The organism is Salinicoccus sp. Bachu38, from assembly GCF_038561955.2.
In the GTDB taxonomy this organism is placed as follows: domain Bacteria; phylum Bacillota; class Bacilli; order Staphylococcales; family Salinicoccaceae; genus Salinicoccus; species Salinicoccus bachuensis.
Genome location: NZ_CP138333.2, coordinates 425,644 through 437,533, shown reverse-complemented (window position 1 = coordinate 437,533; position 11,890 = coordinate 425,644). Strand labels below are relative to the sequence as shown.

The 11,890-nt window shown below is 50.1% G+C and carries 14 protein-coding genes and 1 tRNA gene; 3 read left to right on the top strand and 12 right to left on the bottom strand.

Going from position 1 to position 11,890, the window contains the following annotated elements:
* Positions 1 to 33 precede the first annotated feature (33 nt).
* The 6 genes from gap to RQP18_RS02250 form a co-directional block, all read right to left on the bottom strand.
* On the bottom strand, positions 34 to 1,041 hold the full coding sequence (gap, locus tag RQP18_RS02275; protein ID WP_342389358.1) for a type I glyceraldehyde-3-phosphate dehydrogenase: 1,008 nt from the start codon (positions 1,039 to 1,041) through the stop codon (positions 34 to 36).
* A gap of 36 nt (positions 1,042 to 1,077) precedes the next feature.
* A complete protein-coding gene (locus RQP18_RS02270; protein WP_342388546.1) occupies positions 1,078 to 2,097 on the bottom strand; it encodes a sugar-binding transcriptional regulator in 1,020 nt (339 codons plus the stop codon).
* A 121-nt stretch (positions 2,098 to 2,218) separates the two neighbouring features.
* Positions 2,219 to 2,476, bottom strand: a complete 258-nt coding sequence (locus tag RQP18_RS02265; RefSeq protein ID WP_342388545.1) for a glutaredoxin family protein — start codon at positions 2,474 to 2,476, stop codon at positions 2,219 to 2,221.
* A gap of 2 nt (positions 2,477 to 2,478) precedes the next feature.
* Positions 2,479 to 2,910: a threonine/serine exporter family protein gene (locus RQP18_RS02260; protein ID WP_373446107.1), complete on the bottom strand. Its 432-nt coding sequence runs from the start codon at positions 2,908 to 2,910 to the stop codon at positions 2,479 to 2,481.
* Between the two features lie 32 nt (positions 2,911 to 2,942).
* The gene (locus RQP18_RS02255) at positions 2,943 to 3,728 is read right to left on the bottom strand and encodes a threonine/serine exporter family protein (RefSeq protein WP_342388543.1); all 786 of its coding nucleotides are present in this window, start codon (positions 3,726 to 3,728) and stop codon (positions 2,943 to 2,945) included.
* A gap of 18 nt (positions 3,729 to 3,746) precedes the next feature.
* Positions 3,747 to 3,818 (bottom strand) — tRNA-Arg (locus RQP18_RS02250).
* Between the two features lie 179 nt (positions 3,819 to 3,997).
* Here RQP18_RS02250 and clpP point away from each other — a divergent pair.
* The 3 genes from clpP to RQP18_RS02235 all read left to right on the top strand — a co-directional run bounded on the left by clpP (position 3,998) and on the right by RQP18_RS02235 (position 5,963).
* Positions 3,998 to 4,591 carry an ATP-dependent Clp endopeptidase proteolytic subunit ClpP gene (gene clpP, locus RQP18_RS02245; RefSeq protein ID WP_342388542.1) on the top strand — a complete coding sequence of 198 codons (594 nt, stop codon included), beginning with the start codon at positions 3,998 to 4,000 and terminating at the stop codon, positions 4,589 to 4,591.
* Positions 4,592 to 4,704: 113 nt separating this feature from the next.
* Complete coding sequence (locus tag RQP18_RS02240) at positions 4,705 to 5,643, top strand: TIGR01777 family oxidoreductase (RefSeq protein ID WP_342388541.1); 939 nt, start codon at positions 4,705 to 4,707, stop codon at positions 5,641 to 5,643.
* A gap of 71 nt (positions 5,644 to 5,714) precedes the next feature.
* Positions 5,715 to 5,963: a PspC domain-containing protein gene (locus tag RQP18_RS02235; protein ID WP_342388540.1), complete on the top strand. Its 249-nt coding sequence runs from the start codon at positions 5,715 to 5,717 to the stop codon at positions 5,961 to 5,963.
* Positions 5,964 to 6,006: 43 nt separating this feature from the next.
* Here the strand turns inward: RQP18_RS02235 and whiA are convergent, their stop codons facing one another.
* The 6 genes from whiA to RQP18_RS02205 all read right to left on the bottom strand — a co-directional run bounded on the left by whiA (position 6,007) and on the right by RQP18_RS02205 (position 11,887).
* Positions 6,007 to 6,954, bottom strand: coding sequence for a DNA-binding protein WhiA (gene whiA, locus RQP18_RS02230; RefSeq protein ID WP_342388539.1), 948 nt, complete (start codon positions 6,952 to 6,954; stop codon positions 6,007 to 6,009).
* A 19-nt stretch (positions 6,955 to 6,973) separates the two neighbouring features.
* The gene (locus RQP18_RS02225; protein ID WP_342388538.1) at positions 6,974 to 7,954 is read right to left on the bottom strand and encodes a gluconeogenesis factor YvcK family protein; all 981 of its coding nucleotides are present in this window, start codon (positions 7,952 to 7,954) and stop codon (positions 6,974 to 6,976) included.
* Entirely contained in the window at positions 7,941 to 8,825 is an 885-nt protein-coding gene (gene rapZ, locus RQP18_RS02220) for an RNase adapter RapZ (protein WP_342388537.1), read from the bottom strand. The genes RQP18_RS02225 and rapZ overlap by 14 nt, the downstream gene beginning before the upstream one ends.
* Before the next feature lie 151 nt (positions 8,826 to 8,976).
* Positions 8,977 to 9,921 carry a thioredoxin-disulfide reductase gene (gene trxB / locus RQP18_RS02215; protein WP_342388536.1) on the bottom strand — a complete coding sequence of 315 codons (945 nt, stop codon included), beginning with the start codon at positions 9,919 to 9,921 and terminating at the stop codon, positions 8,977 to 8,979.
* A 66-nt stretch (positions 9,922 to 9,987) separates the two neighbouring features.
* The gene (locus RQP18_RS02210) at positions 9,988 to 11,406 is read right to left on the bottom strand and encodes a tetratricopeptide repeat protein (RefSeq protein ID WP_342388535.1); all 1,419 of its coding nucleotides are present in this window, start codon (positions 11,404 to 11,406) and stop codon (positions 9,988 to 9,990) included.
* Positions 11,399 to 11,887 (bottom strand): acyltransferase, encoded by a 489-nt coding sequence (locus RQP18_RS02205; RefSeq protein WP_342388534.1) that lies wholly within the window; start codon positions 11,885 to 11,887, stop codon positions 11,399 to 11,401. The genes RQP18_RS02210 and RQP18_RS02205 overlap by 8 nt, the downstream gene beginning before the upstream one ends.
* Positions 11,888 to 11,890 lie beyond the last annotated feature (3 nt).

Below are 11,890 nucleotides of genomic sequence, written 5' to 3'. Positions count from 1 at the left end.
ACGGGCGGTTCCCCGCCCGTTTATTTATCGACATTACTTATTGTTCGTCACCATGTGATTGAGTGTTCTTACAAGCTGGGCAGTATAAGACATTTCATTGTCGTACCATGCTACTGCACGTACAAGCTGTTTGCCGTCGACGTCGATGACACGTGTCTGTGTAGCATCGAACAGGGAACCTTCCTTGATGCCGATGACATCAGTAGATACTATTTCATCTTCAGTATAGCCGAATGAAGGGTTCTTGGCCGATTTCATTGCTTCGTTGATCTCTTCGGCAGATACTGTTTCATTGAGTACTGCAGTCACTTCAGTGAGGGAACCTGATTTGACAGGTACACGCTGTGCACCACCGTCGAGTTTTCCATCGAGTTCAGGAAGCACAAGGCCGATTGCTTTCGCAGCACCTGTGGAGTTTGGCACTACGTTCTCTGCTGCCGCACGGGCACGGCGGTAGTCGCCTTTCGCGTGTGGGGCATCCAGTGTGTTCTGATCGCCGGTATAAGCGTGGATCGTCGTCATCAGACCGCGCTGGATACCGTACTTGTCATTCAGCACCTTCACAACCGGAGCCAGGCAGTTTGTCGTACAGGATGCAGCTGATACAACTTCTTCAGAACCATCCAGTACATCTTCGTTGACGCCGTAAACAATCGTCTTCATGTCGCCTTTACCCGGAGCGGAGATGAGCACTTTCTTGGCTCCTGCTTCAAGGTGTTTTCTCGCATCTTCTTCATTTGTGAAGAAACCTGTACATTCCAGGACGATGTCGATATCGAGGTCGCCCCAAGGGAGTTCTGCAGGGTCTTTTCTATTGAAGGATTTGATTTCCTTGCCATTGATCTTGAACCCACCTTCAATCTGTTCCACTTCCCCTTCGAAGCGTCCTTGGGTGGAATCATATTTGAATAGGTGCGCAAGAAAATCATCATCTGTAAGGTCGTTTACTGCCACTACTTCCATATCGTCGTAGTTCAGGATTTCCCTTGCTGCCAGTCTGCCGATGCGTCCAAATCCATTAATTGCTACTCTAACCATAATTTATGGCCTCCTTGATTTCATATATATTATTATTATTTAACTGTCCAACAAAAATTCCGCGATGGTTTCATCAATAAAAAGCACGGTGTTCTTCGGTGCCATCTTCATATAGGCTCTGACCGCCTCTTTCTTGCTGCTGCCGCCTGCAACGGCCAGAATCGCCTGCTTGCTTTCCAAATCTTCGAGCTGGAGGCCAATCGTCTTGACCTTGCGGACAATGTCCCCTTCCTTATCAAAATAATAACCGAAGGTTTCTCCGACTGCCCGGCTCTCCTCCAGCCTGTCGAGCGTCTCCTGGTCCACATTGCGCCGGCGCGCCATTGTGAATGCCTCACCAATCCCATGGATGACATAGTGCGACTGCCTGTTCAATTCAGCGACTTCCTTTACGGAAGGCTCGGCCTTCAATGATTCCAGCGCACTTTCGCCGACATTGTCAGGAGCATATAGCACTTTATGATCTCCACCGGTGGCTGAAGCGAGGCGGCTCGCTATGGAATTCGCCTGGTTTCCCAGCTCCTCCCCGAGCCCTCCCCGAGCCGGAACGAACAGCAGGTGTTCATCCACAGGATTCAGGTAGTTCCCGACGTTTGCCATCGTAGAACCGCCCGTCACGGAAATGATTGCATCGTCGAAGAGCATCTTCTGAAATTCTTCAGCCATGAGTTTCGACAGTTCCTGTTGAAGTTCAGGACTTTCATCCGCATCACCACGGATGATGAAGAAATCCTGCAGGCCGTATTTGTCCCTGAGCCTGCGTGCAAGATCCGTTCTTCGATCCAATGTGGTCATGTATGGGGATAAATCCCGCAATACTTCAATACCCGATTGGGAGATGGATATGCCCTTTTTGTCGATATCAATCAGACCCAGGGAATGAAGCGAGTCCACTTCTTTCCGTAGGACTCTTTCCGTCATATTCAGTTTCCTCGAAAGCGTCCGCCGTCCAATCGGCTGATGGGATTCAATCTGCTTGAGTATGCTGGAGCGCTTCTGCAATTCCAGGACGACTTCCGGAGCGATGCGTTTCTGGATGTCCAATAATTTCTGCCACATGAGACTCAACACCTCTCGCCAAAGTGAGACGTATTATGTCCCACCAGGGACAAAAAATAATTACACAATTTAATATATCATAAATATTAAATAATGCAATTATTTCTATCGCGTTATTCTATTATTTACCCAGGATGTCCTTAAGGTAATCATAGACGTAGACAAAATCTATGATGCCCTCCTGTACGACCCGACCTTCATGCACGAGTACCGGCACCCGGATCATATACTCCTCCTGGAGCGCATCGTCCTGGTCGATATCGATGGTCCGCATCTTGACATCGCTGTATCTGAGTTCCGACAGGGCAAGCTTTATCTGCTCTTTTCCTTCATCGCATAAAGGACAGCGTTCTCTTGTATAATATGTCAGCTCAAGCACATTTATACCTCTTCTCTCTTCAATTTCTTTCTGATCGTCTGCAGGACCTGATCGGCCATCTCGGTACTGATGATGCCCATGGCGATGGCAAGCGAAATCAGGGCAGCTTCGAATCCATACTCCAAAGCGGTCATATATTCGTTCAATACTACGTGACGCATCGCGTCATACGCCAACCCGCCGGGGACCAGCGGAATGATTCCACACGTGATGAAGAGGATGATCGGCATCTTCTTGCGCCTAGAATTCAGGATGGCGATGGCAGACAGGGTGAGGGCACCCAGGAAAGAGGCGAGGACGAGATCCGTCCCACCTTCCCTGAACAGGTAGAAGACAATCCAGCCGAATGCCCCTGTCGTCCCGCAGCTGGCCAGGGCGCTCCTTGGTGCATTGAACAGCACACCGAAGCCTGCAGATGCAAAAAAACTGAACACGAATTGATAAAGATAGACCAAATGCCTCCCCCCTATACCAGCATGAACACAAGACCTACGCCTGCACCGATGGCAATTGCCGTCAATCCAGCTTCTGCACCCTTCATGATGCCTGCCATCAGATGCCCCCGGATCATTTCCCTGATTGCATTCGTGATGAGGACACCCGGGACGAGTGGCATGACGCTTGCGATGATGATCGTATCAAGCATGAGGCCATAGCCGGTTTCGACAAATGCGATCGAGATGACCGCAATGTACAGGGCAGCAAAGAACTCGGTGAAGAACTTCACCCGCGTATAGCGCTGTATGCCCTCCATCAGAAATACACCACCGGCCCCTCCGATGAAGGCGGCGGGGAAATCCCGCGCCACCCCCTCGAAAAGCAGGAGGAACATGGTGCCGATGACACCCCCTGAAAGGACGAGCAGCCACAAAGGGAAAAAGCGGGTGTTATGTATCTTTTCCATTCCTCTGATTGCCTGCTTCAGGGTCAGCCCGTCAGAGATGCTTCTGGACAGCTCATTGACGACCATCACCTTCTCCAGATTATTGGAGCGCTCTTCGATGCGGAGTGTCTGTGTCAGCGCATAATCGTTCAAAGAAAAAATAATGACCGTGGGAGTAACGAACACCTGGGCATTTTCAATACCGTAATTGGAAGCGATGCGCAGCATCGTATCCTCAATGCGGTATGTTTCCGCTCCACTCTCCAACAGCATCTTGCCACAATTGATCGCAATGTAGAATACATCGCGTACAAAATCTTCGCTAAGGACTTCATCTGGAGCTTCTATAACCTCAAGTTCGCCACTCACACGGCCCACCTCGATTGACACCCCCGGAGAGAATCGAACTCCCATCTCAAGAACCGGAATCTTACGTGTTATCCATTACACCACGGGGGTATGATAAAATCATATTCGTATTTCCTAATAAAGCATATACAAGTATAACAATAATTACAAATGAATTAAAGGCTTAATTTTACTCTTTATAGCAGATGTTTTTCTTTTGACCTTATTTGACTAATGTGGTATAAATAAATTAGTGAATGATAGCAATCATATTCCCAGGAGGTAATACAATGAATTTAATACCTACAGTTATTGAACAGACGAATCGCGGAGAACGTGCCTATGATATCTACTCAAGACTGCTGAAGGACAGGATCATCATGATCGGCACAGGCATCGATGACAACGTGGCCAACTCCGTCGTCAGCCAGCTGCTCTTCCTGCAGGCCCAGGATCCGGAAAAGGATATATTCCTCTACATCAATTCCCCGGGCGGCAGTGTTACGGCCGGCATGGCGATCTATGATACAATCCAGCACATCAAACCGGATGTACAGACGATCTGCCTCGGCATGGCGGCATCCATGGGCTCATTCCTTCTTGCTGCCGGTACCAAAGGCAAAAGGTTCGCACTTCCTAATGCCGAAGTGATGATCCACCAGCCGCTCGGTGGTGCACAGGGACAGGCGACAGAAATAGAGATTGCAGCCAAGCATATCCTGAGAACACGGGAAAAGCTCAATAAGATTCTGGCTGAACGTACCGACCAGCCACTGGATAAGATTGAAACGGATACGGACCGCGACTTCTTCATGACAGCGGAAGAAGCCAAGGAATACGGTCTTGTGGACGAAGTGATGGAGCCTGAAAAGCTTCAGGGCTGATCCCTTCATAACAGAAAGCCGGGAGAAAAATTTCCCCCGGCTTTCTTTTTTTGGTTGAAATCTGATTATGTACGCACCTTAAAGGATATAATGACACTAAGGAGCGTGATGATATGAATGTATTGATAACAGGCGGATCAGGTTTTGTCGGTTCCAGGCTTACGGATATATTGAGGCAGGAGCAGGATCACGTCTATATACTTAGCCGGAGTGAAGACGATTCAGACCATCCATTCGTCCATTATATAAAGTATGATCCGGATCGTCCGGAGGATGACTCATGGATGAAGGACATGCCGCTCAAGGTGGATGTCATCTACAATCTTGCCGGTGCCTCCCTTGAAGAGAAGTGGACCGATGAGCACAAGGAAGAGATCCTCGATTCGAGGGTGGCTGTAACACGCATGCTCAGACGCTGGGTGGAACAGGCGGACATCACCCCCAAAGTGCTCGTCAATGCAAGTGCCATCGGCTATTACCCTGTAAGCAAAAGTGTGCGCTATACGGAAGCGGACCAGTTTGCCCCACATGATTTCCTGTCCAGGGCGGTTGTGGCATGGGAAGGTGAAGCGAAGAAATTCGAGGACCTCGGTATCCGGGTCGTATGTGCACGCTTTGGTCTCATCCTGGATGCGAAAGAAGGGGCCCTCCCGAAGATGAGCATTCCCTACAGGCTCGGTGCCGGAGGTCCCCTGGGAAGTGGAGAGCAGTGGTACAGCTGGATCCATATCGACGACCTGCTCAATGCACTCCTCTATGTGGCGGTGCACTCCGAAATTTCAGGACCGGTCAATCTCACGGCACCCATGCCGCTCAGACAGAAGCAGTTCTCAAAATATTTGAGTTCTGCCCTCGGCCGTCCGGATTTCTTCAAAACACCCGCATTCCTGGTCGAGAAGATACTTGGGGAACAGTCCCTGCTGATACTGAAAGGCCAATATGTATTGCCTGAAGTGCTGATGGAAAATGATTTCAAGTTCCTCTTCCCGACGCTTGAAATCGCACTGGAGGACATATTCGACCTTGAGGATAAAAAGAAGACCGTCGGCTGACGAGTGTGCCTATTCTTTTTATTGCTCTTCCATTAAGTGTATAATTAAACTGTATAGAAAGGAGACTGTATATGAATAACAAGAAACTCGTACGCTCCTCAACCGATTCCTACCTGATGGGAGTATTCGGCGGCCTTGGCGAAAGAACCGGCATCGACTCAACGATACTGCGGATCATCTTTGTGGTACTCACAGTGGCTACCATGAACATCTTCCTCGTCGTACTGTACTTCATCGTCGGCTTCATCATGCCGACTGACAACGAAGTCGACCGCACAACCGAGCGTCCCCATGAACCATTCGATTCCGATTCATTCTGATCCGCCAAAAAATAGCGTGTACTCATTGGGAGTACACGCTATTTTATTTGAAGGTGACCTCTTCCCCGCTTCTAAGCTTATCCGCAATCCGGTCGAGCTTCCTGAGCCGGTGGTTCACACCTGACTTTGAAATGACGCCGGTGGACATCATTTCCCCTAGCTCCTTCAGGGAAACATCCTGATGTTCGACACGCAGCCTTGCTATTTCCCTCAGCCTCTCCGGCAATTCCTCAAGGCCGATCTCCTCGTCGATGAACTGGATGTTCTCGACCTGCCGCATCGCTGCACTGATCGTCTTGTTCAGATTCGCCGTTTCACAATTGACGAGCCGGTTGACCGAATTTCTCATATCCCTGACAATCCGTATATCCTCAAATTTGAGGAGGGCCTGGTAGCCGCCGATCAGGCTCAGAAATTCCGCAATCTTCTCCGCTTCCTTAAGATACGTGATATAGCCACGCTTGCGCTCGATGAATTTTGCATTGAGCTGGTATCCGTTCATCAGCTCGGTCAGGCTTTGGGCGTGTTCTTCATACAGTGAGAATATCTCCAGGTGATAGGCCGATGTTTCAGGATTGTTCACAGAGCCGCCTGCCAGGAAGGCACCCCGCAGATAGCTGCGGATGCAGCATTCCTTCTCCTTGACCGTATCGCTGATTTCATGGGAAAGCACGCCCTCCTTCATAATGTCCAGGTCCTCGAGCACCTTCCTGCTGTCCTTCTTTATGCGGGAGATGTAGACATTATTCTTCTTCAGTTTCATCTTCCTGCGTACAAGCAGCTCTATCTCCACTCCATAGAGGGTGCGGATCAGCGAGAAGATCCGTCTTGCAATGGCGGCATTTTCGGTCTGTATGTTGATGATCCATTCCCCATTGAAATGGCTGAGTGCCCCATTCATCTTGATGAGTGCGGAAAGTTCGCTTTTCATGCAGCACGTATCCACTTCGATTCTTGTCAATTCATTCTTCATCTCGGAAGCAAATGACATGCGATCACGCCCTTATCGTTTATTTCTTGTACTGTAACGTGCTGATTTCCTTGAGTGCAATATCATATATGATTTCTGCCAGCACTTTGTTGTTATGGCGCACAGCGCCCTCTTCATCGATCTGGACCAGGTGGTCGTCCGTAATCACGGTCGTCCCCATTTCCTTCAGACGGTCCCTGTCACTTTCAACGATCGTCATGTCATTCCGGTCGTAGTACTCGGATATCCGCCCTTTGATGTCCTCTTCATTCAGGATGATGAAATCAATGACACTGCTGCCCATATGCCTGTTGATCGCTTCCAAATGATCGGCTGCAGAATAGCCGAGCGTCTCCCCCACCTGTGTCATGATGTTGGATACATAGACCTTGATGCCTTTGGCATTTTCAACCGCTTCCCTCATCCCTTCCGGTAGCAGGTTCGGAATGATGCTGGTATACAGGCTTCCCGGCCCGAAGACGATGACATCCGAAGCCTTGATGGCTTTGATGGCTTCCGGTGTCGCTACCGTGTCATTCGGTATAAGATAGACCTCCTCTATCTTCTGCTTCACTTCAGGAATATAGCTTTCGCCTACGATAATCGAATTGTCCTCCATACGTGCTGCGAGCTTCGGACTGATGTTGGTGGAGGGAATCACCGTGCCCTTCACATTCAATATCTTGCTCAATTCCTTTACTGCCACGGCAAAATCACCGGTCATGTCATACATGGCAGCCAGCATCAGGTTGCCGAGCGCATGGCCGCCAAGCGCCTCCTTCTTGAAACGGTAGGCAAACAGGTTCTCGAGTTTCGTCTCCACATCACTGAGGGCGGTCAGCACATTCCTGATATCCCCCGGTGCAGGCATATCAATCTGGTCGCGTATCAGTCCCGTCGAACCCCCATCATCGGCTACGGATACTATGGCGGAAATATCCACTGGGTATTTCCTCAGTCCCCTGGCCAGTACGCTCAGGCCTGTGCCGCCCCCGACCAGCGTGATCCTAATCTTCTTCATTTTCCGTACCTTCAACCGGTGCATCCCGGTGCACCGCGCGGATGGTGAAATCAAAATCATCGCTGAGGTCCCTGACCAGTTTTTCAGCAAGCGTCACCGAACGATGCTGACCGCCTGTACATCCGATTGCGATGACAAGCTGGGACTTCCCTTCCTTCATGAACTGGGGGAGCATGTATTTGATGAGGTCATAGAACTTGGCATAGAAGGTCTTCGTTTCCTTCCACTTCATGACATAGTCGGCCACAGGCTTGTCGAGACCGGTATAGGGTCTGAGTGCATCGACATAGTGCGGGTTCGGCAGGAATCTCACATCGAATACAAGATCCGCGTCGATCGGTATGCCGTGCTTGAAGCCGAAGCTCATCACATTGACGTTGAAGACGGAGCGGTTCTCACCGGCAGACATGTCGAACACCATGCCCCTGAGCTCTTTCGGGGTCGTATGTGTCGTATCGATGAGATGGGTTGCACGCCCCTTCAGATCGTTCAGCAGTTCCCTCTCCTTGGTGATGGAATCCAGAAGGTTCGCCTCATTGTCCAGAGGATGCGCCCTTCGGGTCTCCTTATAGCGCGTGACGAGACGGTCGTCGGCAGCGTCTATGAAAATGATTTCGAGTGCCAGGTCGGGATGGTCCCTGAGCTTTTCGATTTCAGCCACGAGATGGTCGAAGAACTCTTTGCCCCTCAGGTCGATGCCAAGACCGACACGCTCCATCTGGCCATCCGTCGTCTCCATGAGTTCCACAACCTTCTGCAGGAGAATCGGCGGCAGGTTGTCAATGCAGAAATACCCCATATCCTCCAGTGCTTCGATAGCTACGGACTTACCTGCACCGCTCATTCCCGTTACAATAATCAGCTGCTTCATTGCTCCACATCCTCTTGTTATTTTCATCTCTCTTTTCCCTCAATTAAACCATGCCAGAAGCTTTGTAGCAATATTATATGATACGCTCCATAAACGGTGTTTTCAATCGAATGGCTCAAAAAAATCCCCAGGGCATCCCCTGGGGAAACTGCTATTTGCTTTCCTGCATATCTGCAAGTTTTTCAATATAGTGCTGTGCATTCTGGGCGGCGATGCTGCCATCCCCAGTTGCCGTGACAATCTGACGGAGTGTCTTGTTGCGCACATCTCCGGCTGCAAAGATGCCCGGAATGGATGTTTCCATTTCATCGTTCGTTTCCACATATCCAAGTTCATTCAGTATGCCAAGATCGCTGAATGGGGCTGTCAGCGGCTTCATGCCGACATAGACGAAGACACCGTCTGCATCATAGTCGTATTTGGAACCTGTATTCTTATCAAGCAGCGTAACGCTCTCGACTCTGCTGTCCCCATTGATGGACTGGATCTCGGTATCCCAGATGAAGTCGATCTTGTCGTTCTTGAATGCACGGTCCTGAAGGATCTTCTGTGCACGCAGCTGATCCCTTCTGTGTACAATCGTCACTTTGCTGGCGAACTTGGTCAGAAATACGCCTTCTTCGACTGCGGAATCCCCGCCGCCGATGACAACCAGTTCCTTCTCCTTGAAGAAGGCACCATCACAAACGGCACAGTAGCTGACGCCGCGTCCGCCGAGCGTATCCTCACCCTCGACACCGACCTTCTTGTATTCGGCTCCTGTCGCAATGATGATCGTACGTGTACGGATTTCTTCGCTGCCGGTCTTCAGCACTTTGATATTGCCGTCTTCCTCTACGGATTTGATGTCACCATATTTATATTCGGCTCCGAATTTCTGGGAGTGCTCGAACATTTTTGTGGAAAGTTCCGGACCAGTGATGAAATCGAATCCCGGGAAATTTTCCACCTCTTCAGTATTGGCCATCTGTCCACCCGGCATGCCGCGCTCCAGCATGACCGTTCTCAAGTTTGCACGGGACGCATAGACGGCAGCGGTCATGCCTGCCGGTCCTGCACCGATGATGACAACATCGTAGATATTTTCTTCAGTCATGAGACAAAACTCCTTTTCTTCTGTATCGACTCCCAAATATTATACAGGATATTGCACAATTTTTCATCAAATCTGCTTGACCTTATCGAGTGCCTTATTCAGACGGTAGAGGCTCGTATCGAAATCATCGACGAGCGACTTCTTGGTGATCCTCCTGCCGCGCTGATGGAAGTACAGGGTCGCTGCTGCGAACGCACCGATATCTTCCAGTTCCACCTTGTTTTCATAGAGTGCATGGAACGTCTCTATCCATGCCAGCTGGTCCTCTTCCTCTTCATACCCTGCACGGCGCATGGCTTCGAGCCCCTTGTGCATGCGGCCGAGCCTGACAAGCTTCAGTCCTTGGAAAAGGAAGGAGATATAGAGCTTTTCATAGTCTTCAAGAGACTCTATCGTCTCCCAGACTTCATGGCCCAGTATGGCATCGCGCGGCACGACGTTATAGATCTTGTATAGGCCGAGGAGCCGCATATAGGGGTCGTCATCCTTCAGGTAGAACACCTCGAGGTCCGCAATCCTCTGTGTCGCTTCATGACGCTTCCACGGGCTGTAGAGTTCATTCACCTGATGGAATGTCTGCATTCGTTCCCAGAACATCTGGGATTCCTCCAAATGACCGATATGATAGCTCGCATGACTGAGGGCATGAAGCAGCTGGAAGCTGACGAACGCCTGCTTCTTGAAGAGTGGAAAGAGCAGCTCGTAGGACCGCTCGTACTGCTGGAGGAAGTTGAGTACAAGACCGACCTTGAAACGGTCATCGTCATCGAGCGGCTGGACGACCTCAAGCTTCTTGAGGAATGTCCGGTACTTCTCCTCCTCCCCTGTATGATAGTACAGGAGGGTCATATGGCTGAGCGCATGCATGTCCGTCCGGTCTTCCTGCAGCAGCTGCTCAAGCAGTTCATGCGCCTCTTCATACCGGTTCAGGAACAGTGCCGCCATCGCTTTCTGGTTGCGGAACTCCCGCTCCTCCTGAATCGATTCGGGGATGGTGGAAAGGAAGTCCAGCGCCTCCTCTATCCGTGCATTCATGAACAAGTGCTGGAACAGGTGCTGGCCGGTGAACCGTATCGCTTCCCGTTCCACCTCATCCTCATCCTGGATGCTCACCTCGAACATCTGCTCGAGCTCTTCGTCATAACCGGAATCCGGTTCGTGCTGTACATACTGTACGCCGAAGAGGAACGCCTTGTTCGGATCGTTCATGATGATATAGAGCTGGCTTAGTATAAAATAAAATTCAGCATCATACTGATGCTGAATGAAGGCATTAATCAATATATGTTCAGCTTCTGCTCCGCGTCCATTTTCAGCAAGCAGGTATGCGTACTGGGAAAGGTATGCCAAGTTGTTCTGATCGAGCTCGAAGGCCTTGTGAAAGCTTTTCAGTGCCGCCTGCTTCTTATTCTGTTCTGTTTTTTTCAAGCCCTGATTAAAATGGAATTCTCCATTCTGATCGAAAGGGATCACTTTCCTATTCATTATTCCTACTCCTTACTATAAGCGGGTTGCCGTAGCAGATTGAATGGTCGGGAACATCTTTGGAGACCACACTTCCCGCACCGATGACTGCATGATCTCCAATCACCACACCCGGCAGAATGGTCACATTCGCCCCCACCATAGTATCATGGCCGATGCGCACGTCTCCGATCCTGTACTCATCCACCAGATATTCATGCGTCAATATTACTGTATTATACCCGATTATACTGTTTTTGCCAATGTGGATGCGTTCGGGATGCATCAGGTCCGGCATGGCCCTGAATGCCAGGGAGACATTGTCCGCAAGCTTCATTCCAAGAAAGTTCCTGTACAGCTTGTGCTTCCATTTCGTCGATGGGCAGTAGCGGCCGATTTCGATCACGATGAAATTTCTGATGATTTTGAAGCGGGAGATGGTCTGGTACATGTTCCAGAGGGGATTGACCCCGGCCGCTTTGATCTTCTTCAATCTTCTCATGAT

Bases quoted from the DNA above. Each gene is read 5' to 3' on its own strand.
- RQP18_RS02270 (WP_342388546.1), bottom strand. From the start codon at position 2,097: ATGTGGCAGAAATTATTGGACATCCAGAAACGCATCGCTCCGGAAGTC.
- clpP (WP_342388542.1), top strand. From the start codon at position 3,998: ATGAATTTAATACCTACAGTTATTGAACAGACGAATCGCGGAGAACGT.
- RQP18_RS02240 (WP_342388541.1), top strand. From the start codon at position 4,705: ATGAATGTATTGATAACAGGCGGATCAGGTTTTGTCGGTTCCAGGCTT.
- RQP18_RS02235 (WP_342388540.1), top strand. From the start codon at position 5,715: ATGAATAACAAGAAACTCGTACGCTCCTCAACCGATTCCTACCTGATG.
- whiA (WP_342388539.1), bottom strand. From the start codon at position 6,954: ATGTCATTTGCTTCCGAGATGAAGAATGAATTGACAAGAATCGAAGTG.
- RQP18_RS02225 (WP_342388538.1), bottom strand. From the start codon at position 7,954: ATGAAGAAGATTAGGATCACGCTGGTCGGGGGCGGCACAGGCCTGAGC.
- rapZ (WP_342388537.1), bottom strand. From the start codon at position 8,825: ATGAAGCAGCTGATTATTGTAACGGGAATGAGCGGTGCAGGTAAGTCC.
- trxB (WP_342388536.1), bottom strand. From the start codon at position 9,921: ATGACTGAAGAAAATATCTACGATGTTGTCATCATCGGTGCAGGACCG.
- RQP18_RS02210 (WP_342388535.1), bottom strand. From the start codon at position 11,406: ATGAATAGGAAAGTGATCCCTTTCGATCAGAATGGAGAATTCCATTTT.
- RQP18_RS02205 (WP_342388534.1), bottom strand. From the start codon at position 11,887: ATGAGAAGATTGAAGAAGATCAAAGCGGCCGGGGTCAATCCCCTCTGG.